Origin of the sequence: Variovorax sp. 350MFTsu5.1 (assembly GCF_048302515.1) — a bacterium.
Classification (GTDB): Bacteria; Pseudomonadota; Gammaproteobacteria; order Burkholderiales; family Burkholderiaceae_C; genus Variovorax; species Variovorax guangxiensis.
The window spans coordinates 6,584,234-6,610,151 of the sequence record NZ_CP157620.1; the positions used below are offsets into that span (position 1 = coordinate 6,584,234).

General features: G+C 69.3%; 26 protein-coding genes. 9 read left to right on the forward strand and 17 right to left on the reverse strand.

All coding sequences use genetic code 11. The annotated features are described in order from the left end of the window. Positions 1-5: 5 nt before the first annotated feature. Positions 6-860 (reverse strand): hypothetical protein, encoded by an 855-nt coding sequence (locus ABL843_RS30070; protein WP_418118409.1) that lies wholly within the window; start codon positions 858-860, stop codon positions 6-8. A gap of 145 nt (positions 861-1,005) precedes the next feature. On the opposite strand from ABL843_RS30070, the gene ABL843_RS30075 reads away from it, so the two are divergent. Further along, positions 1,006-1,740, forward strand: coding sequence for a helix-turn-helix domain-containing protein (locus tag ABL843_RS30075; RefSeq protein ID WP_019653935.1), 735 nt, complete (start codon positions 1,006-1,008; stop codon positions 1,738-1,740). Between the two features lie 107 nt (positions 1,741-1,847). Here the strand turns inward: ABL843_RS30075 and pyrF are convergent, their stop codons facing one another. The 5 genes from pyrF to ABL843_RS30100 are packed head-to-tail and all read right to left on the reverse strand — an operon-like array spanning position 1,848 to position 5,602. After that, positions 1,848-2,669: an orotidine-5'-phosphate decarboxylase gene (gene pyrF, locus ABL843_RS30080; RefSeq protein ID WP_184639496.1), complete on the reverse strand. Its 822-nt coding sequence runs from the start codon at positions 2,667-2,669 to the stop codon at positions 1,848-1,850. A gap of 33 nt (positions 2,670-2,702) precedes the next feature. Continuing rightward, positions 2,703-3,506: a uracil-DNA glycosylase family protein gene (locus ABL843_RS30085; RefSeq protein ID WP_418118410.1), complete on the reverse strand. Its 804-nt coding sequence runs from the start codon at positions 3,504-3,506 to the stop codon at positions 2,703-2,705. Continuing rightward, positions 3,503-4,045: a ribosomal protein S18-alanine N-acetyltransferase gene (gene rimI, locus ABL843_RS30090; protein ID WP_126021165.1), complete on the reverse strand. Its 543-nt coding sequence runs from the start codon at positions 4,043-4,045 to the stop codon at positions 3,503-3,505. The genes ABL843_RS30085 and rimI overlap by 4 nt, the downstream gene beginning before the upstream one ends. A 10-nt stretch (positions 4,046-4,055) precedes the next feature. After that, the gene (tsaB, locus tag ABL843_RS30095; RefSeq protein WP_418118411.1) at positions 4,056-4,772 is read right to left on the reverse strand and encodes a tRNA (adenosine(37)-N6)-threonylcarbamoyltransferase complex dimerization subunit type 1 TsaB; all 717 of its coding nucleotides are present in this window, start codon (positions 4,770-4,772) and stop codon (positions 4,056-4,058) included. A gap of 8 nt (positions 4,773-4,780) precedes the next feature. After that, positions 4,781-5,602 (reverse strand): DeoR/GlpR family DNA-binding transcription regulator, encoded by an 822-nt coding sequence (locus tag ABL843_RS30100; RefSeq protein WP_418118412.1) that lies wholly within the window; start codon positions 5,600-5,602, stop codon positions 4,781-4,783. Between the two features lie 78 nt (positions 5,603-5,680). On the opposite strand from ABL843_RS30100, the gene ABL843_RS30105 reads away from it, so the two are divergent. The 3 genes from ABL843_RS30105 to ABL843_RS30115 all read left to right on the forward strand — a co-directional run bounded on the left by ABL843_RS30105 (position 5,681) and on the right by ABL843_RS30115 (position 9,445). Beyond that, a complete protein-coding gene (locus ABL843_RS30105) occupies positions 5,681-6,268 on the forward strand; it encodes a GDP-mannose pyrophosphatase (protein WP_418118414.1) in 588 nt (195 codons plus the stop codon). Positions 6,269-6,275: 7 nt separating this feature from the next. Beyond that, positions 6,276-7,697 (forward strand): D-alanyl-D-alanine carboxypeptidase/D-alanyl-D-alanine-endopeptidase, encoded by a 1,422-nt coding sequence (gene dacB / locus ABL843_RS30110; protein WP_418118415.1) that lies wholly within the window; start codon positions 6,276-6,278, stop codon positions 7,695-7,697. A 143-nt stretch (positions 7,698-7,840) separates the two neighbouring features. After that, positions 7,841-9,445, forward strand: a complete 1,605-nt coding sequence (locus tag ABL843_RS30115) for an alpha/beta hydrolase family protein (RefSeq protein WP_418118416.1) — start codon at positions 7,841-7,843, stop codon at positions 9,443-9,445. A gap of 115 nt (positions 9,446-9,560) precedes the next feature. Here ABL843_RS30115 and ABL843_RS30120 read toward each other — a convergent pair whose 3' ends face one another. Genes ABL843_RS30120 through purE form a run of 3 tightly spaced genes read right to left on the reverse strand, consistent with a single transcriptional unit; the run spans position 9,561 to position 12,315 of the window. Further along, entirely contained in the window at positions 9,561-10,562 is a 1,002-nt protein-coding gene (locus tag ABL843_RS30120; RefSeq protein ID WP_418118417.1) for an L-threonylcarbamoyladenylate synthase, read from the reverse strand. Further along, positions 10,559-11,767: a 5-(carboxyamino)imidazole ribonucleotide synthase gene (locus tag ABL843_RS30125; RefSeq protein WP_418118418.1), complete on the reverse strand. Its 1,209-nt coding sequence runs from the start codon at positions 11,765-11,767 to the stop codon at positions 10,559-10,561. Before ABL843_RS30125 ends, ABL843_RS30120 begins: the two co-directional genes overlap by 4 nt. Further along, positions 11,764-12,315 (reverse strand): 5-(carboxyamino)imidazole ribonucleotide mutase, encoded by a 552-nt coding sequence (purE, locus tag ABL843_RS30130; RefSeq protein ID WP_418118419.1) that lies wholly within the window; start codon positions 12,313-12,315, stop codon positions 11,764-11,766. Before purE ends, ABL843_RS30125 begins: the two co-directional genes overlap by 4 nt. A gap of 36 nt (positions 12,316-12,351) precedes the next feature. Between purE and ABL843_RS30135 the strand changes: the two genes are divergently transcribed. Then, entirely contained in the window at positions 12,352-13,272 is a 921-nt protein-coding gene (locus tag ABL843_RS30135) for a tetratricopeptide repeat protein (RefSeq protein ID WP_418118420.1), read from the forward strand. A 145-nt stretch (positions 13,273-13,417) separates the two neighbouring features. Further along, on the forward strand, positions 13,418-13,867 hold the full coding sequence (locus tag ABL843_RS30140) for an META domain-containing protein (RefSeq protein WP_418118421.1): 450 nt from the start codon (positions 13,418-13,420) through the stop codon (positions 13,865-13,867). 22 nt (positions 13,868-13,889) lie between these two features. Here ABL843_RS30140 and ABL843_RS30145 read toward each other — a convergent pair whose 3' ends face one another. From ABL843_RS30145 to ABL843_RS30165, 5 genes are all read right to left on the reverse strand, one after another. Then, complete coding sequence (locus ABL843_RS30145; RefSeq protein ID WP_418118422.1) at positions 13,890-15,386, reverse strand: hypothetical protein; 1,497 nt, start codon at positions 15,384-15,386, stop codon at positions 13,890-13,892. Positions 15,387-15,536: 150 nt separating this feature from the next. Beyond that, complete coding sequence (locus tag ABL843_RS30150; protein WP_126021143.1) at positions 15,537-16,442, reverse strand: phosphoribosylaminoimidazolesuccinocarboxamide synthase; 906 nt, start codon at positions 16,440-16,442, stop codon at positions 15,537-15,539. 101 nt (positions 16,443-16,543) lie between these two features. Further along, on the reverse strand, positions 16,544-17,608 hold the full coding sequence (gene fba / locus ABL843_RS30155) for a class II fructose-bisphosphate aldolase (RefSeq protein WP_126021141.1): 1,065 nt from the start codon (positions 17,606-17,608) through the stop codon (positions 16,544-16,546). A 64-nt stretch (positions 17,609-17,672) separates the two neighbouring features. Beyond that, the gene (locus ABL843_RS30160) at positions 17,673-18,605 is read right to left on the reverse strand and encodes an alpha/beta hydrolase (RefSeq protein WP_418118423.1); all 933 of its coding nucleotides are present in this window, start codon (positions 18,603-18,605) and stop codon (positions 17,673-17,675) included. A gap of 36 nt (positions 18,606-18,641) precedes the next feature. Continuing rightward, entirely contained in the window at positions 18,642-19,127 is a 486-nt protein-coding gene (locus ABL843_RS30165; RefSeq protein WP_418118424.1) for an Lrp/AsnC family transcriptional regulator, read from the reverse strand. A gap of 152 nt (positions 19,128-19,279) precedes the next feature. Here ABL843_RS30165 and ABL843_RS30170 point away from each other — a divergent pair, with 152 nt between their 5' ends. Next, positions 19,280-20,296, forward strand: coding sequence for a 1-aminocyclopropane-1-carboxylate deaminase (locus ABL843_RS30170; protein ID WP_126021135.1), 1,017 nt, complete (start codon positions 19,280-19,282; stop codon positions 20,294-20,296). A gap of 102 nt (positions 20,297-20,398) precedes the next feature. Here ABL843_RS30170 and pyk read toward each other — a convergent pair whose 3' ends face one another. From pyk to ABL843_RS30185, 3 genes are all read right to left on the reverse strand, one after another. Continuing rightward, positions 20,399-21,847, reverse strand: coding sequence for a pyruvate kinase (pyk, locus tag ABL843_RS30175; RefSeq protein WP_126021133.1), 1,449 nt, complete (start codon positions 21,845-21,847; stop codon positions 20,399-20,401). 107 nt (positions 21,848-21,954) lie between these two features. Continuing rightward, positions 21,955-23,148, reverse strand: coding sequence for a phosphoglycerate kinase (locus ABL843_RS30180; RefSeq protein ID WP_418118425.1), 1,194 nt, complete (start codon positions 23,146-23,148; stop codon positions 21,955-21,957). Between the two features lie 102 nt (positions 23,149-23,250). Then, complete coding sequence (locus ABL843_RS30185; protein ID WP_184639463.1) at positions 23,251-24,159, reverse strand: LysR family transcriptional regulator; 909 nt, start codon at positions 24,157-24,159, stop codon at positions 23,251-23,253. A gap of 93 nt (positions 24,160-24,252) precedes the next feature. Between ABL843_RS30185 and ABL843_RS30190 the strand changes: the two genes are divergently transcribed. Then, on the forward strand, positions 24,253-24,798 hold the full coding sequence (locus ABL843_RS30190; protein WP_418118426.1) for a VOC family protein: 546 nt from the start codon (positions 24,253-24,255) through the stop codon (positions 24,796-24,798). After that, entirely contained in the window at positions 24,791-25,912 is a 1,122-nt protein-coding gene (locus tag ABL843_RS30195) for an alpha/beta hydrolase family protein (protein ID WP_418118427.1), read from the forward strand. Before ABL843_RS30190 ends, ABL843_RS30195 begins: the two co-directional genes overlap by 8 nt. The last annotated feature ends 6 nt before the right edge of the window (positions 25,913-25,918 follow it).

The following is a 25,918-nucleotide window of genomic DNA, read 5'->3' on the forward strand; positions in this document are numbered from 1 at the left end:
GCTCCTCATGCGGCCACGGCGGCGGCGCCCGGATTGTGCCGCAGCGCGGCTTCCCAGCGCATCTCCAGCTTGCGCAGCGCGAACACCACGGGCAGCCCGGCGAGCGAGGCCGTCAGGTGCTTGAGCGTGTGGCCCGACACCGTCTGCTGCGTGAATTCGTAGATCTGGTGGTCGGCCATCTCGAAGCCCTTGGCCAGCACGTAGAAGAAGATCACCCAGCCCAGCTTCAGCCCCACCGACTTGCGCATCGGCGTAGCCAGCGCCAGCGTCAGCACCAGCGCCATGCCGCCGAACTGCACCAGCGCCCAGGGCATGACGTTGCCTGTCTCCTGGAACACCTCGGCCGACAGCAGCCCGGCCGTCAGCACGAACCAGGCGGCGGGCCAGCCGGCGCGCTGGCTCACCCGCTCGCACACCGCCACGCCGATCAGCCCGGCGAAGGCCACCGCCATGCCGGCGCGGTCGGCGGCGAGCCGGGGGCCGTCGGGCATGAGGTGGTAGAAGGCCGAGCCGGCGGCGGTGGCGATCAGGCCGGCAAAGAAGAGCCAGGCGCAGTCGAGCGTGTTGTCCGGCGGGTCGCTGGCCGGCGGGGCCAGCGGGAACTGCGACAGCGCCTCCTGGTGCGAGCGGTCGATGCGGTTGAGCCGGTACAGGCCCCACAGGCCGATCACCACGAAGGGGATGTTGCTCAGCACGTCCATGGCGTTGGGCAGCCCGTGCCAGCCGCGGGTGTCGGCGAACACCGATGCGATGGCGACGTCGGCGGCCGGCAGCTCGGGGCCGAAGAAGCCGATCAGCGCGAGCAGCGCGAAGGTGAAAAGCAGCCCGCGTTCGCGGCGGCTGAGGGAGGGCAGAAGCATGGCGGTCCTCGGTGGTGGTCTGAACTGGCGCGGAATTTAGGGTCCGGACCCTTCCAGAGGCATCGAGAATCGATACGAGGTACTAATTCACACCCGGTGGTATCTCCAATTGATACTCCCTGGCGCCCGTGTACGCTTCCGGCCCATGAGTACCACCGTCGATCTCGTCCAGGCCCTGAAGAACGAACTCAAGAACGCCCGCATGACATACGCCGACCTGGCGCGGTCGCTCGACATGGCCGAATCCAGCGTCAAGCGGATGCTGGCCAAGAGCGACATGCCGCTGTCCCGCGTGGACGCCATCTGCCGGGCGCTGAAGATCGATTTCGCCGAACTGGCGCGCCGGGTGGCCGACGCCCAGCCGCTCCTGAAGGAGCTGACGCACGAGCAGGAGAAGGCCGTGGTCAAGGACAAGAAGCTGCTGCTGGTGGCCATCAGCGTGCTGAGCCAGTGGACGCTGGAGCAAATCGTGGCGGCCTACCGCGTGAGCGAGGCCGAGTGCATCGGCTTCCTGGCGCAGCTCGACCGCATCGGCATCATCGAGCTGCGCCCGCTCAACCGGTATCGCCTGAAGCTCGCCAAGACCTTCCGCTGGCGCCCGCACGGCCCTGTGATGGAGTTCTTCCGCGAGAACGTGGTGCTCGACTACTACAAGGGCGGCTTCGACGGCCCCGCCGAGGGCCTGCTGCTGGTGCACGGCCAGATCAGCCGCTCGCTGGCGCCCGCCTTCCTGGAACGCCTGCAGCGCGTGGCGCAGGACTTCGCCCAGCAGCACCAGACCGACCAGAAACTGGCCGCCAAGGACCGCGAGGGCTATACGCTGCTGCTGGGGATGCGGAACTGGGAGTTCGAAGCTTTCACGCGGCTCCGTAGAGCATGAGGCTCAATCCAGGAACACCGAGGAACCGGCTCCGCCGGGCCTCTGGTGTTGCCCCCGGTAGGGGGTTGGCGAAGCGACACGAAGTGCGCGCAGCCTGGGGGCGAGCCCTATTTGGCGGATTCGAGGGTGTCGCGCATGGTGCGCGCGGCAGTCTTGGCCGCCTCGGCGAAATCGTCGCCCGACGAGGCGTAGATGATCGCGCGCGACGAGTTCACGACGATCGGCGCATCGGGGCGCCAGCCGGCTCGCACCGTGGCGACGGCATCGCCGCCCTGGGCGCCGACGCCGGGGATCAGCAACGGCACCGTGGGCGCGAGTTCGCGCACGCGCTCGATCTCGGCGGGGTAGGTCGCGCCCACCACCAGGCCGAGCTGGCCGTTGAGGTTCCACGGCCCCTGCGCCAGCCTGGCCACGTGTTCGTAGAGGAAGGGCTGCCCTTCGACGTCCGCCAGCCGCTGGCCCTGCAGGTCGGAGCCGCCGGGGTTGCTGGTGCGGCACAGCAGGAAAGCGCCCTTGCCTTCGTGCTTGAGGTACGGAGCGACCGAGTCGAAGCCCATGAAGGGCGACAGCGTCACCGCGTCGGCGCCGTAGCGCTCGAAGGCTTCCAGGGCGTACTGCTCGGCGGTGGAGCCGATGTCGCCGCGCTTGGCGTCGAGGATCACCGGCACGTCGGGCGTGTTCCTGCGCATGTGCTCCATCAGCTTTTCGAGCTGGGCCTCGGCGCGATGCGCGGCGAAGTAGGCGATCTGCGGCTTGAAGGCGATGACCAGGTCGGCCGTGGCGTCGACGATGCGGGCGCAGAAGTCGTAGATGCGGCTGGCGTCACCCTTGAACTGTCCCGGGAACCTGGCGGGCTCGGGATCGAGCCCCACGCAAAGCAAAGAACCGTTTTTTTGCTGTGCGGCGGCCAGCTTGTCGAGGAAAGTCATGGGCCGTGATTTTAATTGGCCCGTCGCCTGGGCTCAGTTCGGGCCGGGCGAGTGCTGCTCAGCGGCCAGGCAGAGGTCGGCCCAGGCGCGGGCCTTGTCCGCCGGATTGCGCAGCAGGTAGGCCGGGTGGTAGGTGGCGACCACGCAGGCTCCTTCGATGGAATCCAGCGGCACGACGCGTCCGCGCAGCTTGCCGAGCGGCTCGCCGCTGCGCATCAGGCTCTGCGCGGCCAGCGGCCCCATGGCCAGCACGACGCGCGGGGCGATCGCCGCCGCATGCTCGCCGAAGGCTTCGTCCATGGCGCGCGGGCTGCCGGGCTGACCGGAGGCCACGCCGCGGTGGGTGCGCATGAGGTGCACGGGCGTGCTGCCGTCGTGCAGCTTCAGGGCGCGCAGCATGTTGTCGAGCAGGCGGCCGGCATCGCCCGCGAAGGCATCGCCGTGGCGGCCGTCGGCTTCGGGCGGCATGTCGGCGACGACCAGCCAGCCGCCCTGCACGGCATCGGCGGCGCCGGCATCGGCATAGAGGCGGCAGGGAGCTTCGACCAGCACGGCCGCGCCCTGCGTGACTGGCGCGGCGGCACGGGGAGCTGGCGCGGGGGCCTGCACCGGAGGGGCGACAGGCCGGGCAACGGGCGGCGGCGGTGCGGCCACCGGCATTTCGGCCTCCTGGCGCTCGTCGACGGTGGGCATGTCCTCCTCGACCGGCGCTGGAGCTTGCGGCGCTGCCGCCACCTCGACCGCCTCGGGAACGGGCCACCAGACCTTCACCCTCATCTCGTCGAGCATGGCGCGCTGGCGGGCGTCCAGCCTCAGCGTCTGCACGGCGGCGCTCATCGCAGGCCTCCCCAGGCCGTCGGGCTTTCGTTCAGGCGCAGGCTCATGACGACAGCGTCCTCGCGCTTGCCGCCGTGCGCCGGGTAGTAGCCCTTGCGCACGCCGACGCTGCGGAAGCCCTGGCGCAGGTAGATGTCGAGCGCGCGCTGGTTGCTCTGGCGCACTTCGAGCCACAGCCACTGCGCCCCCTCGGCCCGCGACCAGCCGCCCAGCGCCTCGAGCATGAGCGGCGCCCAGCCCTGGCGCTGGAAGGCCGGCGCCACGGTGATGTTCAGCAGGTGCACCTCGTCGACGCCCTTCATGGCGACGAAGTAGCCGATCAGCGTCTCGCCCAGCTGCGTGACCGGCGAATCCACGCCCGGCGCCGTGCCGGGGGCCAGCAGGCACTGGCAGTGGTAGCCCACGGCCATGGAATCGGTGAAGTTGGCGCGCGTCCAGGGGTGGCTGTAGGCCGTCTGCTCGACCGCGCAGACGGCATCGATCCGCTCGACGGTGAGCGGTTCGAGGCGGGCTTCGACGGGCTGGAGGACGGCGCTCATGCGAGGGTGGCTAGCGTTGTGCTGCGGCAGCCTTGATGGCGGCGCGCTCTTCTGTGGTTTGCGCCACTTTATCGCGAACATAGAGCGGCCAGGCCTGCGCGGCCGGCACGGTGCGCCCGGCGGCGAGCAGCGCGGGCGCCAGCCGCAGCATGGCCGCGGCCATCGGCAGCGCCTCGTGGCGGGCGGCGGCCGGGGCCAGTCGCGAACCGTAGGCGGCGAAGGCATTGCCGGCGAGCGCCCAGCCGGCAGGCACTTCGAGCTCCTCGGGCGCCAGCAGCAGCGGCTCTTCGCCGCCCTCGGGCTGACCCAGCGGGCCGTGCGCCGCGAAGTCGTAGCGCGCGGCGTAGACCTGCTCCATGCGCGCGTCCAGCGCCGCCACCACCTGCTGCGCGCCGAAGGCATGGCGCGCTTCCTCGGCCACCGCGAGCAGCGTATCGACCGGCAGCAGCGGCACCTTGGCGCCGTAGGCCAGGCCCTGCGCCACCGAGCAGGCGGTGCGCAGCCCCGTGAAGGAGCCCGGGCCGCGGCCGAAGGCGATGGCGTCGAGCTCGGCCAGCGCGAGCCCGGCTTCGCCCAGCAGTCGACGGATCAGCGGAAGAAGGGTGCTGGAGGCCTGCGCGCCGCCGGCGCCCTCGTGCGCCAGCAGCCTGTCGCCATGCAGCACGGCCACGGACAGGTGTTCGGTGCTGGTGTCGAAGGCGAGCAGCTTGGGCGAGACGGGAGACATCCCTGCGATTATCGAGCGCCGGACAATTCCGAAGCCCCGCCTGCGGTATCGGCAGCTTTCCCGCCGTCGGCATCGTCGCTGCGCAGGATCGCCAGCCCCGCCCGGCGCAGCGGCACCAGCGCCGCTGCCGGCGCCTGCGGCGAAACCAGCAGCGTGCCGGCCGACGCCACCGGGTTGACCACCCAGGCCGAGGCAGCGCCGATCTTTTCCGAGGACGCCATCACCACCGTCTCGGCCGCCGAGCCCATCAGCGCGCGCTTGATCTCGGCCTCCTCCAGGTCGCCGGTGGTCAGCCCGGCCTCGGCGTGCACGCCGGTGACGCCCATGAAGTAGGTGTCGGCGTGGATGCGCGAGATGGCCGCCATCGCCGCCGAGCCCACCGCCACCATCGAGTGGCGGAAGAGCCGCCCGCCGACCAGCACCACCTCGATGCCCGCATGCGAGGCCAGCTCCATCGCCACCGGCGGGCTGTGCGTGACCACCGTGGCGCGCAGGTTCGCCGGCAGGTGGCGCGCGAGTTGCACGGCGGTGGTGCCGCCGTCGATGAACACCACCTGCCCCGGCTTCACCAGGCGCGCGGCGGCGCGGCCGATGGCCACCTTTTCGTCGGGCGCGAGCTGCTGGCGGCCGGCGAAGTCGGCCTCGGCCGCCGCCAGCGGCAGCGCGCCGCCGTGCACGCGCAGCAGGAGGCCCTCGCCCGCCAGCTCGCGCAGGTCGCGGCGGATGGTGTCTTCCGACAGGCCCAGTTCTTCGCTGAGCGACTTGGCGACGACATTGCCGTCGCGCCGCAGGACCGAGAGGATGTGTTGCTTGCGCTGGCTGGTGAGCATCGGGCGATGGTATCGGCTCGCGCCGCTTTCTGCACGATTTTTCTTGTTATTGCACGAACATGCACATATGCTCGGCGCATGACCATCCACGACCGCGTCCGGGTGCACGAAGTCACCCTGCTCTCCGACAACTGGTACACGCTGCGCACCACCGCCTTCGACTGGCGCCGCAACGACGGCCAGTGGCAGCGCATGCACCGCGAGACCTACGACCGCGGCAACGGCGCCACCCTGCTGCCCTACAACCTGCAGCGGCGCACGGTGCTGCTCACGCGCCAGTTCCGCTACCCGGCTTTCGTCAACGGCCATGACGACCTGCTGATCGAGGCCGCCGCCGGCCTGCTCGACGACGCGGCGCCCGAGGAGCGCATCCGCGCCGAGGTCGAGGAAGAGCTCGGCTACCGGCTCGGCGAGGTGCGCAAGGTGTTCGAGTGCTTCATGAGCCCGGGCTCGGTCACCGAGAAGCTGCATTTCTTCATTGCGCCCTACGAATCCTCGATGCGCGTCGGCGAAGGCGGCGGGCTGGCCGAGGAAGGCGAGGACATCGAGGTGCTCGAGACCGGCATCGACGAGGCACTGGCGATGGTGGCGGACGGCCGCATCGCGGACGCCAAGACGGTGATGCTGCTGTATCACGCGAAGCTGCATGTTTTCCCGCCGGGATAATGGGCGGATGCCTTCTGCCTTTCGCCGCGCGGCCTGCGCACTGACTCTCGCAACGCTGTCGTCCGCCGGCGCGTTCGCCCAGCAAGCCCTTCCCACCCAGGTCGACGCCGCCCTCGCCCGCGCCAAGGTGCCGCGCGAGTCGGTGACCATGCTGGTCGCCGAGGCCGACGGCACGCGCCAGCCGCGCCTGGCGTGGCGCACGCAGGCGCAGGTGAACCCGGCGTCGATCATGAAGCTGGTGACCACCTACGCCGCGCTCGACCTGCTCGGCGCCGCCTACAGCTGGACCACGCCGGTCTACGTCGACGGCACGGTGAACAACGGCGTGCTCAACGGCAACCTCTACATCAAGGGCCAGGGCGATCCGAAGCTGGTGCTGGAGCGCGTGTGGCTGCTGCTGCGCCACGTGCAGGGGCTGGGAATCACCACGGTGAGCGGCGACATCGTCCTGGACCGCGGCGCCTTCGAGACCACGGTGGAGGGCGACCCCGCCGCCTTCGACGGTGAGCCGCTGCGCCCCTACAACGCCTCGCCCGACGCGCTGCTGGTGAACTTCAAGTCGGTCAACATGACCTTCGCACCCGACCGCGCCGGCCAGGTCGCGCGCGTGAGCTACGAGCCCCCGCTGGCCAGCGTAGCCATGCCGCAGACCGTGGCGCTGGTGCCCGGCGAATGCGGCGACTGGCGCGGCACGCTGCGCGCCGACTTCTCCGACGTGAACCGCATCCGCTTCAACGGCGGTTTTCCCAGCGGCTGCGGCGAGAAGAGCTGGGCCGTGGCCTATGGCGACCCGCGCACCTATGCCATGCGCGCCATCGGAGGCATGTGGGCCGAGATGGGCGGGCGCGTCGGCGGGCAGATGCGCGAGGGGCGCGTGCCGGCGGGGCTGAAGCCGGCGTTCGAGTTCGAGTCGCCGCCGCTGGCGGAGGTGATCCGCGACGTCAACAAGTACAGCAACAACGTGATGGCGCAGCAGCTGTTCCTCACCATCGGGCTGGCGCAGAAGAACCGCGGCACCTTCGAGGCCTCGCGCGCGGCCATGGGCCAGTGGTGGCGCGACCGCATCGGCACGGGCGAGGCGCAGCCGGTGTTCGAGAACGGCTCGGGCCTGTCGCGCGACGAGCGCATCAGCGCCGCCGCGCTCGGCAGGATGCTGCAGGTGGCATGGCGCTCGCCGGTGATGCCGGAGCTGATGTCCTCGCTGCCGGCCATGGGCGTGGACGGCACGCTGAAGAGGCGCTCGCTGCGCTCCGGCGGCTCGGCGCACCTGAAGACCGGCACGCTGCGCGATTCCTCCGGCGTGGCCGGCTACGTGGACGGCGCGAGCGGCCGGCGCTACGTGCTCGTGGCCATCGCCAACGGCGAGAACGCCGGGGCCGCGCGCGCGGCCTTCGACGCGCTGGTCGACTGGGCCTCGCAGGACAACTGAAGGCTTCCCGCTGGCCTGTAGCGCTGAGTACTGAAAACTTCTGAGGGCAAACGCCCGGTTGCGCGCGGCCTTGCCGCTGCACAGAATCGGACGGTCGTTCGATTCCACGCAAGCCAGGCGCCGACCGGCGCAGGAGACATCACTTGAACCAGCCTCAAACCCAGCCCTCCCGCCCCCTGCGCAAGACCGCCGCCTTCACGGCCGTCGCAAGCGCCGCGACATTGCTGCTGCTCGCCGCCTGCGGCGGGGGTGGCGGAGGCGGGGGAGGCATCGGCATCGGCGTGGGCGTCCCCCCGCCGGCGGCAGACAATGGCCGGGGCTCGGTGGTCACCGACCCGCCCGAGAAGACAGCCGCGCTGACGGCCACGCAGTTCACCGCCAGCCTGCAGGCCAGCGACCAGGGCAAGGCCCTGCTGCAGGTGGCGGGCACGCCCAAGTGCGGCGTGGACCTGCGCTACCTCGAATACCGCACCGTCGGCGCGAAGAACGAGGCCACCAACGCCACCGCCGCCATCATGGTGCCCACCGGCTCCGACGTGGCCTGCAGCGGCCAGCGCCCGGTGGTGCTTTATGCCCACGGCACCACCGCCGCCAAGGCCTACAACCTCGCCAGGTGGACCGACAGCACGCAGGCGGCCGCCGGCGAGGGCCTGATGATCGCCGCCATGTTCGCGGCGCAGGGCTACATCGTGGTGGCGCCCAATTACGCGGGCTACGACAAGTCGACGCTGCCCTACCACCCGTACCTCGACGGCGACCAGCAGGGCAAGGACATGGTCGACGCGCTCACCGCGGCGCGCAAGACCTTCTCGGGCATCGGCGCGAACGACGCCGGCTCGCTCTTCATCACCGGCTACTCGCAGGGCGGCTACGTGGCGATGGCGGCGCACCGCGAGATGCAGGCCACGGGCAAGGCTGTGACGGCATCGGCGCCGCTGTCGGCGCCCTCGGCCATCAGCCTGCTGACCGACTACACCTACCTGGGCTGGCCGGCGCTGGGCGCCACGCTGTTCGTGCCGCTGCTGTCGACCAGCTGGCAGCAGCAGTTCGGCAACGTCTACGGCTCCACCAGCGACGTGTACGAGGCGCAGTACGCCAGCGGCATCGACACGCTGCTGCCCAGCACCTCGCCCGGCACCTTGTTCAGCAGCGGCAAGCTGCCCCAGCTCGCGCTGTTCCCGGCGAACGCCACGCCGGGGCCGGTGAGCCCGGAGCTGTCGATCTTCTACGGCGCCAACAACCTCATCAAGCAGAGCTTCCTGACGCAGGCGGCGGGCGACATCCAGGGCAACCCCTGCCCCGGCAACGCGCTGCCGGCCACGGCCGCTTCGCTGAGCACCACATCGCCGCTGGACTGCAAGCCCTCCACGGGCTTCCGCAAGGCCGCCATCGCCAACGACCTGCGCAACTGGGTGCCGACCCGGCCGATGCTGATGTGCGGCGGCGCCAACGACCCGACGGTGAACTTCGTGAGCACCCGCGCCACCTCGGGCTACTTCCGCGCCAAGGGCATGCCGTCGAACCTGCTCTCCGTGGTCGACCTGGAGGACTCGGCGGCCATCGACGCCTACTCCACCGCCCGCGCCGGCTTCGCGCAGGCCAAGGCACTGCTCGCGCAGAACACCTCGGGCAGCGCATCGGACAAGGCTCAGGCCGTCACGCTGGCATACCACGGCACGCTGGCACCGCCGTTCTGCCTGGCGTCGGCCCGTGGCTTCTTCCAGGGCGTGCTCGCAGCCGGAGGCTGAACGAAGAGCCCATTCCAGGAACACCGCGGAACCGGCTTTGCCGGGCCGCTGGTGTTGCCCCCTGCAAGGGGGTGGGCGGCCACACGAAGTGGGCAAGCCTGGGGGTTAGCCAGGTTTAAGCGGCCGATGCGCGCTGCAAGCGGTCTTTCACGCCTTCCCATTCGTGCGTGTCGGGCGGCGTCTCGACCCAGATCAGCTTGACGCCTTGCGCGTCGAACTCGCGCAGCACTGCGAACAGCAGTTGCGCACTCGCCGCGGCGTCGTCGGGCATGCGCCGCAGCAGCACGCGCTGCGAGCGGCTGCGCACCGCGACGCGCGACCAGACTGCGATGTGGGCGGCGTTCGCGCCGAGCACGTCGAGGCCGGTCTGGATCGACTTGGCGTCCATCAGCCGCACCTTGGCGTTCGGGGCGTAGTGCGCTTCGAGCGTGCCCGATGCGCGCGGATCGGGCGTCTCGAGCACCTCGCGGTCGGCGAGCTTCTCGCCGCAGGCGGCTTCGATCTGGGCACGCGTGATGAGGCCGGGGCGCAGCAGCACGGGCGCGCCGCGGCTGCAGTCGACGATGGTCGACTCGATGCCCACGTCGCAGGGGCCGCCGTCGATCACCAGCAGTTCGTCGCCGAACTCGTCGTGCACGTGCTGGGCGGTGGTCGGGCTGACGCGGCCGAAGCGGTTGGCACTCGGCCCCGCGAGGCCGGGCACGCCCTGCTCGGCGCAGGCTTCGAGCAGCGCCTGCGCCACCGGATGCGAGGGGCAGCGCAGGCCGATGGTGTCCTGCCCTCCGGCGGCCGCGGCACCCACGCCGGGCTGGCGCGTGACGATCAGCGTGAGCGGCCCCGGCCAGAAGGCCTGCACCAGCTTCTGCGCGAAGGGCGGCAGCGGCTGCGCGAAGCGCGAGAGCGACTCCGTGCCCTTGGTGCCGGCCGCCACGTGGACGATCAGCGGATGGTCCGACGGCCGGCCCTTGGCCTCGAAGATGCCGGCGACGGCGGTGTCGCTGCTCGCGTCCGCGCCCAGGCCGTAGACGGTCTCGGTCGGGAAGGCCACCAGCCCGCCGGCGCGCAGCACGCGCGCGGCCTCGGCGATGGCTTCGGGAGAGCGGCCGTCGAGGATCATGCGAGATCGGCGGTGGCCACCGCCGGCAGGCCCAGCAGCAGCGCCGCCTGCGAAGCCGTGGCGCGCACCGCCTCCAGCGTGGCGCCGGTCAGCGTGAGGTGGCCCATCTTGCGGCCGCGGCGGGGTTCGATCTTTCCGTAGAGATGCAGATGCGCGCCGGGCAGCGCGAGCACCTCGCTCCAGCGCGGCGCGACAGGCTTGTCGGCCTTGTTGTCGGCGCCGCCGGGGAACCACAGGTCGCCCAGCAGGTTGAGCATGATGGCCGGGCTGTGCTGGCGCGGCGCGGCCAGCGGCAGGCCCGCGAGGGTGCGCACCTGCAGTTCGAACTGCGACACGTCGCAGGCTTCCATGGTGTAGTGGCCGCTGTTGTGCGGGCGCGGTGCCATCTCGTTGACGACCAGCGAGCCGTCGGCCAGCGCGAAGAACTCGACGCACAGCACGCCGACGTAGCCCAGGCCATTGGCGATGCTCTTGGCCGAGTTGATGGCGCCCTGCGCCACCGTCTTGGGCATGTTCTGGGCATGCACCTCGGTCACGGCCAGGATGCCGTCGCGGTGCAGGTTTCGCTGCGGCGGGAAGTGCACGATCTGCCCGTCGCGCCCGCGCGCGAGGATGACGGAGCACTCGAATTCGAGCGGCAGCATTTTTTCGAGCACGCAGGGCACGCAGCCCGCGGCCTGCCAGGCGTCGACCAGTTCGGCGCGCGTCTTCACGCGCTGCTGGCCCTTGCCGTCGTAGCCCAGTCGCGCGGTCTTGAGGATGCCGGGCAGCAGGTTGTCGTCGATGGCGGCGAGCTGCGCGGCGGTTTCGATGACGGCGTAGGGCGCGCAGGGCACGCCGCAGCGGGTGAAGTGCGCCTTCTCGGCGATGCGGTCCTGCGCGATGGCGATGGCCGGCGCGGCCGGCGACACCGGGCGCGCCACCGCGAGATGCTCCAGCGAGGGCGCGGGCACGTTCTCGAACTCGGTGGTCACCGCGTCGGCCAGGCCGGCCAGGCGGGCGAGGCCGTCGACGTCGTCGTAGTCGGTGTGGATGTGGTGGTGGCTCACGCGGCCGGCGGGGCTGTCGGTGTCGGGATCGAGCACCGCGGTGAAGTAGCCCATGCGCTGGGCGGCGTGGGCGAACATGCGCCCCAGTTGCCCGCCGCCGAGCACGCCGAGCGTGGCGCCCGGGAGGATGGGCAGGTCGCCGTTCTTGCCGCTCACAGGGCACCTCCGCCTTGCGGCGAGAAGGGGGATACGGGCGCTGCCTCGCCGGCGGGCGGCGGGGGCAGGGTCATGGCCTCGGCGGCCGCCGTCTGCGCGGTGCGGAAGGCGTCGAGCTTCGCGCGCAAGGCCGGGTTGTTCACCGCCAGCATCGACACGGCGAACAGCGCCGCGTTGGCCGCTCCCGCATTGCCGATGGCGAAGGTGGCGACCGGCACGCCCTTGGGCATCTGCACGATGCTGTAGAGCGAATCGACGCCCTGCAGGTGGCGGCTGGCCACCGGCACGCCGAGCACCGGCACCGTGGTTTTCGACGCCAGCATGCCCGGCAGGTGGGCCGCGCCGCCCGCGCCGGCGATGATCGCGGCAAGGCCGCGCCCGGCGGCGCTTTCGGCATATTCGAAGAGCGTGTCGGGCATCCGGTGGGCCGAGACCACCCTGGCTTCGTGCCCGATTCCGAATTGCTGGAGAATCTCGACCGCGTTGCGCATCGTCTCCCAATCGGAGTTCGAGCCCATCACTACACCGACCTGAATGGTTTCGTTCATGGTTTCAATTTTACGTTTCACCCCCAGCTGGTTCCGATGATCGACATCACTCTCGAAAATTTCCAGGCCGAACTGATCGAAGCCTCGGTCGCCACGCCGGTGCTGCTGGACATCTGGGCCGAATGGTGCGGCCCCTGCAAGCAGCTCGGCCCGGTGCTCGAAAAGCTCGAAGTCGAGTACGGCGGTCGCTTCACGCTGGCCAAGCTCGACGCCGACAAGGTGCCGCAGATTTCCTCGCAGCTGTCCGAGATGTTCGGCGTGCGCAGCATCCCCTTCTGCGTGATGTTCAAGGACGGCCAGCCGGTGGACGGCTTCGTCGGCGCCATCCCGGCCGAGAAGATCCGCGAATTCCTCGACAAGCACGTGCCCGGCGCCGACGAAGCCGAAGCCGCCTCCGAGGAAGCGGCTGCTCAGGAAGCGCTGGCCGGTGGCGACACCCAGGGCGCGCTCGAGAAGCTGCAGCACGCGGTGGCCACCGACCCGGCCAACGACGACGCCCGCTTCGACTACGTGAAGCTGCTGCTGCAGGAGGGCCGCATCGACGACGCCAAGGTCGCCTTCGCCCCGGTGATCGCCAAGACCTCGCTGGTGCGCCGCTTCGATGCGCTGCAGCGCTGGATGGATGCTATCGATTTCGCAGCACCGCCCACCGGCGCCGCGCCGGCCATCGCCGATTTCGACGCGAAGATCGCCGCCAACAAGCGCGACTTCGATGCCCGCTTCGGCCGCGCCCGCCTGCTGATGGCCGCGCAGCGCTGGACCGACGCGATGGACGAGCTGCTCGACATCCTGATGCGCGACAAGGCCTGGAGCGAAGACCTGGCGCGCAAGACCTACATCGCGATCCTCGACATCATCGAGCCGCCGAAGGTGAAGGTGGCCGACGGGCAGATCCCGCCGGACGACCCGGTGGTGGCCTCGTACCGCCGCCGGCTCAGCAGCATCGTGCTGAGCTGACCGTTCTCCCCTCGGGAAGAAAGCGACCTCCGGGTCGCTTTTTTCATGGTCCGGCGGCAGGGGGCACGGCATTGGCGGGCCAGGCGCCGTCGCATACGATCACGCCCGATTCAACTTGTTGCAGATCGAAAAAGGAACACTGGCCATGCGCTCCTTCGCCCGCCGCACCGCGCTCTTCCCCGTCCTTGCCGCCACGGCCCTGCTGGCCACGCTGGCCGGTTGCGGCAGCGGCATCAGCCTCGACGAGCCGATCGAGGGCCCGGCCTGGCAGCTGGTGCAGCTGGGCGAGGAGCCGGTCGCGCCGGGCAACGGCGCCCAGGTGCAGTTCGACCGCAGCAGCGGACGCGTCAGCGGCTCGGGCGGCTGCAACCGCATCTCGGGCACCTTCACGCGCACCGGCGTCGCCCTGAGGATCGGCCAGATGGCCTCGACCCGCATGGCCTGCACCGATCCGACGCGCGGCGCCAACGAGGCGCAGTTCATCTCGGCGCTGCAGAACACCGCGAGCTACCGGCTGGCGGGGCCGAACCGGCTGGCCCTGCTCGATGCCAACGGGCGGACGGCGGCGCTGCTGAGCAGCGGCGGGGGGCGCTGAGGGATAGCGCCCCTTCCTTCTTTTACTTGGCGGCTGGCGAACTGACGGTCAGCTGGACTTCCTCGGTCGCCAGGCCGCGGTCGGAAATGGTGACCTCCACCGTGCCCTTGGCGTCGGCCGCGACCTTGATGCGCACCACGTACTGGTTCGTCCCCTGGCCGCCGGCCAGGATCTCGAAGCTCGCCGAGCCCTTGACCGACACCTGCGGTATGGCGGTTACGCCACTTACCGTGATCTCGTAGGCATCGCCCTGGGCGACCTTCGCGTCGTCGGCCGGCGAGATGCTCATGGCGCTGACACCGCCCACGCAACTGCCGTTGCGTTCGACGGACTTGCGCTGCTCGGCGAAGCTGAGCAGGCGCATGCTCAGGGGGCGGCGCGCTGCATAGAGGTCGGCGGTTTCGGCTGCCAGCTTGCGGGCGGTGCTTGCCTCGGATGCGTTCGCCGACTTCTTCTTCGCGTCCGCCTCGAGCTTGTCTTCGCGCGTCCTCAGCGCCTTTTCTTCAGCGGCCGCGATCTGTTGTTTCTGCAGGGTGGCGACCTGCGCGAGCAGCTCCTGCATGCTGGCGCTTCCGAGCGACTTCGATCCGGCAGCGACAGCCGTCTTCTTGGCTGCGGCACCACCGCTGTCACCACCCGCCGGCGTGGTTGGCGAGGCCCCGCCTCCGCCAGCGCCGCTTCCATTGCTTTCGCTGGGGACGTCGATCTTCACCGACCGGAAGCTGCCGATGATTCCCGCTGCCTGGCTGACCATGGCATCCGGCGAGGTGATGGGCTTGTTTGCGGCGTTGATCCGCGCGGCCACGCGAGCAAAGACCAGATCGCCCTCGCGCATCAGGGTGACACCGCTGTTGTTGAGCTGGTCGGCCAGTTGCTCGCTGGAGGCCAGGGTCTTGCGGGCACGCACCAGCGCACTTCTCGCCTCCACCCGGACCTGCGCCCAGGCAAGCTTGCTGTCGCGGGGGTAGCGCTCGGTGGCTTCGGCCCCGAGCAGGCTCTTGTCGAGCTTGTTGATGGCTTCCGCGAGAGCGTCCCGCTCCAGCTTCATCTGAGCGAAGTTCACGGCGCTCATGCGCAACGGCTCGATGTTCATCATCGCGCAGGTCAGCTCGCGGATGCCCTCGACATACGCCTGCTCCTGGGCGGGATTGACGAACCAGGTGCTGCCCGAATACGCCGCGAAGCCGACCGCGCCGGCCAGGGCCAGGCGCCTCTTGTCGTGGTCGCTGGTCACGCCGGATTTCAGTCCGCTGTAGAGCGCCGCCGCCGTGACGCCGAGCAGGCCGATCTGCGTGACGGCGCGAACGCGCGCCTGCGTCGAGAGCGATTCGTACCACTCGCGGCGCTGGTCCTTCAGCACGCCGAGCGCGCCGTGCAGGTTGCCGGCCAGCCTTTCGGCATGGGCGTAGCGGACCTCCTCCCGGCCGAGTTGGCTGATCGGCTTGTCGACCCGCGCGCTGCGCTGGTAAGGATTGGTGCTGCTGCACCCCGTGATCGCAACGGCAAGCCCCGCCGCCACGCAGCGCTGCCACCCACGAACGCTTCTTCCGGTTTCCATCTTCCCCACTCCCTCATGTTCTGGACGCACATGATGGCGGGGTGGGGATGTCCGGACATCCCCTGTTCCCGTGGCGACAAGGCGCCCGGGATGGACTACTCAACCAGCCTGTCAGCCCGTGAGGCGCTCCAGCGCCTCGCGGTACTTGGCCGCCGTCTTCTCGATGACCTCGGCCGGCAGGCGCGGCGCCGGGGGCGTCTTGTCCCAGGGCTTGCCGTTGATCTTGGTGCCTTCGAGCCAGTCGCGCACGAACTGCTTGTCGTAGCTCGGTGGGTTGGCGCCGGCGGCCAGCGCGGCCTGATAGCCCTCGACCGGCCAGTAGCGCGAGCTGTCGGGCGTGAGCACCTCGTCCATCAGCACCAGCGTGCCGTTCTCGTCGAGGCCGAATTCGAACTTGGTGTCGGCAATGATCATTCCCTTGGCCAGGGCGATCTGCGCGGCGGTCTCGTAGATGGCGATGCTGGTGTCGCGGATCTGCTGGGCCAGCTTGGGGCCGACGATCTCGACCACGCGCTCGTAGCTGATGTTCTCGTCATGCTCGCCGGCGGCGGCCTTGGCGGCGGGCGTGAAGATGGGGCGCGGCAGCTTGCTCGCGTTGGTCAGGCCCTCGGGCAGCGGCACGCCGCAGACCGACCGGCTTTCCTGGTATTCCTTCCAGCCGCTGCCGGCCAGGTAGCCGCGCACCACGGCCTCGACCGGGATCGGCTTCAGGCGCTTGACCAGCATCGATCGGCCCGTGACCTGCGGCACCTCGTCGGCCGTGACGGCGCTCTCGGGCGCGTCGCCGGTCAGGTGGTTGGGGCAGATCTGGCCGAGGCGGTCGAACCACCACAGCGCCATCTTCGTGAGGATCTCGCCCTTGCCCGGAATGGGCTCGCCCATGATCACGTCGAAGGCGCTGAGCCGGTCGCTCGCGACCATCAGGATGCGGTCTTCGCCGACGGCGTAGTTGTCGCGCACCTTGCCGCGCGCAAGAAGGGGCAGGCTCTGGATGGAGGAGGTGTGGACGGTGGTCATGGGGCTGGTGCGGTGGGGAAACGGATGGCTGACGGGAAAAGCGGATTGTGCGCGCAGAAAAAAGCCACCGCGAACGGTGGCCGTCTGATCGCGGGAAGTGCCTAGATGACTTCCTGGGCCAGTTCGCCCTTGGCGTACTTGCCGGCAACGACCTGCAGGCTGTCGCCCTTGATCTTCGCGCCCTGCCCCTCGCAGCCGAATTCGATGTAGCGCTGCTTGCAGATCTGCTTGGCGGCTTCGCGCGCGGGCTTGAGCCACTCGCGGGCGTCGAACTTCTCGGGGTTCTCTGCCATGAACTTGCGCACGGCGCCGGTCATCGCCAGGCGGATGTCGGTGTCGATGTTGATCTTGCGCACGCCGTACTTGATGGCTTCCTGGATTTCCTCGACGGGCACGCCGTAGGTTTCCTTCATGTTGCCGCCGTACTTGCGGATGATTTCGAGCAGGTCCTGCGGCACCGACGACGAGCCGTGCATCACCAGGTGGGTGTTGGGCAGGCGGGCGTGGATTTCCTTCACGCGCTTGATCGACAGGATGTCGCCGGTGGGCTTGCGGGTGAACTTGTAGGCGCCGTGGCTGGTGCCGATGGCGATGGCCAGCGCATCGAGCTGCGTGGCCTTGACGAACTGGGCGGCTTCCTCGGGGTCGGTCAGCAGGGCGGAGTGGTCGAGCACGCCTTCGGCGCCGATGCCGTCTTCCTCGCCGGCCATGCCGGTCTCGAGCGAGCCCAGGCAGCCCAGCTCGCCCTCGACGGTCACGCCGACCTTGTGCGCCAGCTGCACGACCTTGCGGGTCACGTCGACGTTGTAGTCGAAGGAGGCGGGCGTCTTGCCGTCTTCGTGCAGCGAGCCGTCCATCATGACGGAGGAAAAGCCGAGGTCGATGGCGCCCTGGCAGATGGCCGGGCTCTGGCCGTGGTCCTGGTGCATGACCAGCGGGATGTTCGGGTACTGCTCGATGGCGGCCTGGATCAGGTGCTTGATGAAGGCTTCGCCGGCGTACTTGCGGGCGCCTGCGCTGGCCTGCAGGATGACGGGAGCGCCGGTTTCCTTGGCGGCCTCCATGACGGCCTGGACCTGTTCGAGGTTGTTGACGTTGAAGGCCGGAATGCCGTAGCCATTGGCTGCGGCATGGTCGAGCAGTTCGCGCATCGAGACGAGTGCCATGGGAAATACCTCGCGGGAATTAGGAAAAGAAGAAGACGGAAAGACGAGAAAAACTGCCCTAATTCTACCGAGCCCCCTTGTGGGACAGGACCGACGCCAGCCCGAGGAAATCCATGACAGGCGGCAGCACCGGCCCGCCCAGCCACCGCACCGGCCTGGCGAAGGCGCCGACCAGCGTCGCATGGTTCAGATCGTCGAAGAGCCTGACCTGGACCGGCACGCCCGCCTCGCGCAGCGCCGCGGCCATCCGCAGGGTGTTGCGGTCGGGGTAGACCAGGTCGTCCTTCGAGGCCGCCATGAGCAGGGCTCGCGGCGAAGCAGGCGTGACGTGCGCCAGCGGCTGCGAGTCGCGCGGCGTGCCGGGCCAGTTGAAGGCGACCTTCACCTGCGGATCGCCGATGGGCAGGAAGTCGTAGGGTCCCGCCAGGCCGATCCAGCCCGCGAGCTGCCTCGGGCTGGCGCCCAGCTCGCCGAGCCAGCGCGCGTCGAGCGCCACCATGGCGGCGTTGTAGGCGCCCGAGCTGTGGCCCATCACGTACACCTGCCTGGGGTCGGCACCCAGCCGCGCCGCGTTGTCCAGCGCCCACTTGACGGCCAGCGCGCTGTCGCGCACGAAGGCCGGATAGGTGAATGCCGGCGACAGCCCGTAGTCGGGCACCAGCACCACGGCGCCCTGGGCGGCCAGGGCCTCGCCCATGAACCTGTAGCTGGCGCGGTCGCCGGTCGTCCAGGTGCCGCCATAGAAGAACACGACCAGCGGCCGCGCGCCGCGCTCCGGCGGGGTGGACGGCAGCGGCCGGTACGCGTCGAGCAGCTGGCGCGGCGCCGGCCCGTAGGGGACGCCACCCTCGAACCGGTAGGTGTCGGTGGGCACCAGGCCGTTGAGCACCTTGACCGGCGAGCAGGCCGAAAGCAATGCGGCGGCGATGCCAGAGCCTGCGAGGGCGAAGGCGCCGCGGCGCCGCAGGAATGACGCGGGGGTGGTGGGGAAGATCATCCCCTGCTGTACGCAGGCAGCCGGGCGGCGGTTTCGTCAAACAGGCAGCTGCGTGGTCGAAAGCACCTGCTTGAGCACGACGAAGGTGCGGATCTGCCGCACCCCCGGAAGATACAGCAGCTGCTCGGCGTGCAGGCGGTTGAAGCTGTCGTTGTCGCGGGTGCGCACGAGCATGAAGTAGTCGAATTCGCCCGAGACCACGTGGCATTCGAGACAACCCGAGACCTTCTGGGCGGCTTTCTCGAAGTCGGAGAAGGAGTCGGGCGTGGAGCGGTCGAGCACCACGCCGATCATCACGAGCATGCCCACTTCGAGCGCGTCGGGGTCCAGCAGCGCGACGATGCCCTTGATGAGGCCCGCCGCCTTGAGCCGCTCCACGCGGCGCAGGCAGGCGGCCGGGCTCAGGTTGACCTTGGCGGCCAGCGCCACGTTCGACAGCGAGGCGTCGCGCTGCATGGTGCGCAGGATGGCGCGGTCAGTGCGATCGAGCTCCGGCGTGTCACGCAATTTTGTTGTGCTCATCGGATTTTTATCGGAATGAAAGTTTTACTTTTTTCGATAATGCATATTTTTCTCTGACGAATCCACAAAACTTCGCAAGCACGTTGCGCGGCATTGTTTCTACGATGAGGGCCTTCACCACCTCCCACCACCTCCTTCCTGGAACCGCTGCGATGAACCTCAAGAAGTTTCCCCGTCACCCGCTGACCTTCGGCCCCACGCCGATCCAGCCGCTGAAGCGGCTGAGCGCGCACCTGGGCGGCAAGGTCGATCTCTATGCCAAGCGCGAGGACTGCAACAGCGGCCTGGCCTTCGGCGGCAACAAGACGCGCAAGCTCGAGTACCTGATTCCCGAGGCGATCGAGGGCGGCTACGACACGCTGGTGTCCATCGGCGGCATCCAGTCGAACCAGACGCGCCAGGTGGCGGCGGTGGCGGCGCACCTCGGCATGAAGTGCGTGCTGGTGCAGGAGAACTGGGTCAACTATTCCGACGCGGTGTACGACCGGGTCGGCAACATCGAGATGTCACGCATCATGGGCGCCGACGTGCGCCTGGACGCAGCCGGCTTCGACATCGGCATCCGCAAGAGCTGGGAGGACGCCATGGAGAGCGTTCGCAAGGCTGGCGGCAAGCCGTTTCCGATTCCGGCGGGCTGCTCCGAGCATCCGCGCGGCGGCCTGGGCTTCGTCGGCTTCGCCGAGGAAGTGCGCCAGCAGGAGGCCGAGCTGGGCTTCAAGTTCGACTACATCGTGGTGTGCTCGGTGACGGGCAGTACCCAGGCCGGCATGGTGGTGGGCTTCGCGGCCGACGGCCGCGCCGACCGCGTGATCGGCATCGACGCCTCGGCCAAGCCGCAGCAGACCTTCGACCAGATCCTGCGCATCGCGAAGAACACGGCCGAACTGGTGGAGCTGGGCCGCGACATCACCGAGAAGGACATCGTGCTCGACCGCCGCTTCGGCGGCCCCGAGTACGGCCTGCCCAACGAGGGCACGCTCGAAGCCATCCGCCTGAGCGCGCGTTTCGAAGCCATGCTGACCGACCCCGTGTACGAGGGCAAGTCGATGCACGGGATGATCGAGAAGGTGCGCCTGGGCGAATTCCCGGCGGGCTCGAAGGTGCTGTATGCGCACCTGGGCGGCGTGCCGGCGCTGAACGCCTACAGCTTCCTCTTCAGGAACGGTTGAGTCCCAGGAACACCGCGGAACCGGCTCTGCCGGGCCGCAGGTGTTGCCCCCGGCGAGGGGGTTGGCGCAGCGACACGAAGTGCGCGAAGCCTGGGGGAGTGCCTAGCTCGCCCTGCAGATCTTGAGCATGTTGGTGCCGCCGGGGGCACCCATCGGCTCGCCGCAGGTGATGGCGTAGACGTCGCCGCTTTGCACGATGCCGCGCTTCTTCAGGTGGTTCTCGGCCTGCAGCAGCGCGGTGTCGCGGTCGCTTTCCGAGTCCATGAGCAGCGGGCGCACGTTGCGGTAGAGCGCCATCTTGCGCTGCGTGGCCAGGCGCGAGGTCAGCGCGTACATGGGTATGTGCGCGCGGTGGCGGCTCATCCACAGCGGCGTGGAGCCCGACTCGGTGAGCGCCACGATGGCCTTGGCGCCCAGGTGGTGGGCGGTGAAGAGCGCGCCCATGGCGATCGACTGGTCGATGCGGCTGTAGTTCTGGCCGCTGAAGTCGGCGTCGAGCTGCTTGTCTTCGGCGGCTTCGGCGGCCTCGCAGATGCGGCTCATCTCCTGCACGGTCTCGAGCGGGTAGCGGCCCGAGGCAGTCTCGGCCGAGAGCATGACGGCATCGGTGCCGTCGAGCACGGCGTTGGCCACGTCGCTCACCTCGGCGCGGGTGGGCACGGGGTTGGTGATCATCGACTCCATCATCTGGGTCGCGGTGATGACCACCTTGTCCATCTCACGCGCCATGCGGATCATCTTCTTCTGCAGCGCGGGCACCGCCGCGTTGCCCACCTCGACCGCGAGGTCGCCGCGCGCGACCATGATGCCGTCGCTGGCGCGCAGGATCTCTTCGAGCTTCGGAATGGCCTCGGCGCGCTCGATCTTGGCGATCATGCCGGGCTTGTGGCCGTATTCGGCGGCGGCCACGTTGCACAGCTGGCGGGCCATTTCCATGTCGGTGGCGTTCTTGGGGAAGCTCACGGCCACGTAGTCGGCCTGGAAGCTCATCGCGGTCTTGATGTCTTCCATGTCCTTGGCCGTCAGCGCGGGCGCGGTGAGGCCGCCGCCCTGCTTGTTGATGCCCTTGTTGTTCGACAGCTCGCCACCGAGCTTCACGGTGGTGTGCACCGCCTCGCCCTTGACGGCGTCGACGGTCAGCACGATGAGGCCGTCGTTCAGCAGCAGCCTGTCGCCGGGCTTCACGTCGCGCGGCAGGTCCTTGTAGTCGAGGCCCACGGCATCGGCGTCGCCGGGCTCGGTACGCGAGGCGTCGAGCACGAACTTGGCGCCCTGCTCGAGCCAGACCTTGCCCTGCGCGAACTTGCCCACGCGGATCTTGGGGCCCTGCAGGTCGGCCATGATGGCCACCTCGCGGCCGGCCTTGCGGGCGGCTTCGCGCACCATGGCGGCGCGGTCGATGTGGTCCTGCGCCGTACCGTGGCTGAAGTTCAGCCGCACCACGCTGACCTTGGCCTGGATCATCTTCTCCAGCAGGTCGGGCGAACTGGACGCCGGACCGAGGGTGGCGACGATCTTGGTGGCGTGGCGGGGAATGCGGTCCGTGCTCATGAGGGTAGTCTCCGTTTTGTATTCGCTACTGTATACAGTTTGTGTGTCGGACGGAAGTCACCCATGGGTTTTTCCTCGATGAGCTCCGGCCACCGGCCCGAGCCGGTTCAGCCGGCAGCCCGCTTCGACAGGATCTCGAAGGCCGGCAGGGTCTTGCCTTCCAGCACTTCCAGGAAGGCACCGCCCCCGGTGGAGATGTAGCCGACCTGCTTCTCGATGCCGTACTTGGCGATGGCCGCCAGCGTGTCGCCGCCCCCGGCGATCGAGAACGCGCTGCTCTCGGCGATGGCCTGCGCGATGGCCTTGGTGCCGCCCGCGAAGGCGTCGAACTCGAACACGCCCACCGGGCCGTTCCAGACGATGGTGCCGGCCTCGCGCAGCTGCGCGGCGAGCTGGGCAGCCGTCTTCGGGCCGATGTCGAGGATCAGGTCGTCCTCGGCCACGTCGCTCGCGTCCTTGACGGTGGCGGCTGCGTCGGCCGCGAAGGTCTTGGCCGTGACCACGTCCACCGGAATGGGCACGTCGGCGCCGCGCGCGCGCATGGCATCGATCACCGCCTTGGCTTCGTCGACCAAATCGGGCTCGGCCAGCGACTTGCCGATCTTCAGGCCCGCGGCCAGCATGAAGGTGTTGGCGATGCCGCCGCCCACGATGAGCTGGTCGACCTTGGCCGACAGGCTCTTCAGGATGGTCAGCTTGGTGCTCACCTTCGAGCCCGCCACGATGGCCACCAGCGGGCGCTTGGGCTGCGCCAGCGCCTTGGTGATGGCGTCGATCTCGGCCGCCAGCAGCGGGCCGGCGGCGGCCACCTTGGCGAACTGCGCGATGCCGTAGGTGGTGGCCTCGGCGCGGTGCGCGGTGCCGAAGGCGTCGTTCACGTAGATGTCGGTGAGCGCGGCCAGCTTGCGGGCCAGGCCTTCGTCGTTCTTCTTCTCGCCCTTGTTGACGCGGCAGTTCTCAAGCAGCACCACCTGGCCGGGCTTCACGTCGACGCCGTCGACCCAGTTGGAGACGAGCGGCACTTCGCGGCCGAGCAGCTCGCCCAGGCGCCTGGCGACGGGCGCCAGCGAGTCTTCCGGCTTGAACTCGCCCTCGGTCGGGCGGCCCAGGTGCGAGGTGACCATCACGGCCGCGCCGGCGTCCAGCGCCAGCTTGATGCAGGGCACCGAGGCGCGGATGCGGGTGTCTTCGGTGATGTTGCCGGCGTCGTCCTGCGGCACGTTGAGGTCGGCACGGATGAAGACGCGCTGGCCGGCGGCCTTGCCCTGCGCGCAGAGGTCGGTGAATCGAATGACGTTCATTGGGAAAACCTGGAGAAGATTGGAAGACGGGGATCGGTTGCATTGTAGTTTTGGCCCCATCGCCGGCTCTACGCGCCTCTTGCCGCGCGCTGATGCTTTTCCTCAGTCTTTCTGCTGCTGTTCGCGCGCGAAACTTTCCAGAACCTCCACGAAGCTCGCGGCCGCAGGCGACAGCGACCGCCGCGCCGCGCTGTAGACGCACACCTCGCGATGGAAGTCGGGCGACTCCAGCCGCACCATCTGCAGCCCGTGGGCGCGCACCAGCGGCGCCGAGTAGGTGGGGCACACGGTCAGCCCCAGCCCCGAGGCGACCATGCCCAGCGCGGTGGTCATATACGACACCTCCTGCGTGCCGGGGCGCAGCATGTACTCGCGCTCGGCGGGGGCCAGCTCGGGCAGCACGCGCTGGCGGAAGTCGCGCGTGGGCGCGATGAAGGTGTAGGGGCCGAGCTCGTGCCAGCGCACCTTGCGGCGGCCGGCGAAGGCATGACCGGGCGGGCAGATCAGCCAGTGCCGGTCGCGCAGCAGCGTGCGGCGCTCGACGGCGTCGTCGACGGCCACGTCCTGTCCCACGGCCAGTTCCACGTCGCCGGCCGTCACGCCCGCGAGCAGGTGCTCGGGCAGGGTGTCGGCCAGGCGCACGTCCACGTCGGGGTACTGCTCGCGGTAGAGGGCGATCACGCGCGGCATCAAGGTGCAGGCCATGAGCTGCGGCGCGGCAAGCCGTAGCAAGCCTTTCTTCTTGTCACGCAAATCCGTGACGCCGGCCACCGCGCCGGCCAAGTCGCCCAGCAGCCGGTGCACCGAGGGCAGGAACTCGCGCCCCGCTTCCGACAGCTGAACCCGTCGCGTGTTGCGGTCGAGCAGCTGCACGCCCATCTCGCGCTCCAGCTCGCGCACCAGCACGCTCAAGGCCGACTGCGTGAGGTGCAGCTGCTGCGCCGCGGCGGTGAAGCTGCCGCTCTCGGCCACGGCGGCGAAGGCGCGCAGCTGGCGCAGGGTGAGGTTCATATATACGTTTATTTCATCAATCGATGAATTAATTTCGATTGCATCATAAGACGCGGCATCGCCCAATACCGGCTCACCGGAGACACACGAGCCATGCCTACCCCACCGCCGCCCGTGCGCGGTCTGCACCACTTCGCCTGGCGCTGCCGCGACAGCGAGGAAACCCGCCGTTTCTACGAAGACCTGCTGGGCCTGCCGCTGGCCCACGTCATCAAGAGCGACCACGTGCCGAGCACCGGCGAGTACTGCCCCTACGTGCACATCTTCTTCCAGATGCGCGACGGCTCGTACATCGCCTTCTTCGACCTCGGCGACGACGTCGCCGCGCTGCCCTCGCCCAACACGCCCTCGTGGGTGAACCACATCGCGCTGCGCGTGGATTCGGTGGCCGACCTGCTGGCCGCCAAGGCGCGGCTCGAAGGCGCGGGCGTGCAGGTGCTGGGCGTGACCGACCACCACATCATCGAATCGATCTACTTCTTCGACCCCAACGGCATCCGCGTGGAGCTGACCACGCCGACCGTGCCGCAGTCGGAGATGGACGCACACGCTCTGCGCGCGCGCGCCGAGCTCGACGCATGGACCGAGCGCAAGGCCGGCCTGCGCGCCGCCGCGACGAAAGGCTCGTCGAATGCCTGAGCTGCAACTCGCCGTCATCGACGTGAAGCCCGGCGCAGCCATGGAGAGCCAGTCGGGCCTGCAGCTGCTGCGCCCGCGCATCTATGGCGCCTACCGCGCGCCACAGGGCCCGAAGAAGATCGCCGCCATCGTGATGCACCCTACGAGCAACTTCATGGGCCACTACCTCATCGGCCCGCTGGCCGAGCGCGGCATCTGCTGCATGGGCCTGAACTCGCGCTTCGTGGGCAACGACACGGTGCTGCTGATGGAGCGCGCCATTCAAGACCTGGGCGCGGGCGTGCAGTACCTGCGCGCCGCCGGCTACGAAAAGGTGTTTCTCGTCGGCAACTCCGGCGGCGCGGCACTTTCGGCCTTCTACCAGGCGCAGGCCGAGAAGCTCACCGCCACGCACCTGCCCGACGGCGACCTCACGCACCTGCACCCCGACGACCTGCCGCCCGTGGACGGCATCGCCCTGTGCGCCGCGCACCTGGGCCGCACGCGGCTGATGCGCGACTGGATCGACCCCTCGGTCACCGACGAGCACGACCCGCTCTCGGTCGACCCCGAACTCGACATGTACGACGCGCGCCACCGCGTGCCCTACGACCGCGACTTTCTCGCGCGCTTCAGCGCCGCCCAGAAGGCGCGGCTCGATCGCATCGAGCAGTGGTGCCTCGACCGACTCGCGCTGCTGCGCGGCACATCCGGCGCGCCGCGCGACCAGACCTTCATCGTCTACCGCACGCATGCCGATCCGCGCTGCGTGGACCTCTCGCTCGACCCCAACGACCGCCTGCCCGGCAGCGTGTGGGGCGACGCGCGGCAGGTGAACTACTCGGCCAATGCGATGGGGCGCACCACCTCGCTCACGGCCTTTCTCTCGCAGTGGTCGTCGCGCTCGCAGGCCGACGGTCCGACCAACCTCGCGCGCACCACGGTGCCGAAGCTGCTGCTGACCTACACCGGCGACCAGTCGACCTTCCCGAGCACGCGCGACGCGTGGATGGCGGCGGGCGGATCGCGCATCCGCAACGTCGACATCGTCGGCGGCAACCACTATCTGGCGGGGCAGCCGGAGCTGATTCCGAAGGCGGCGGACGCCATCGCCGAGTTCGCGCACGCGCTGTAGCCGCAG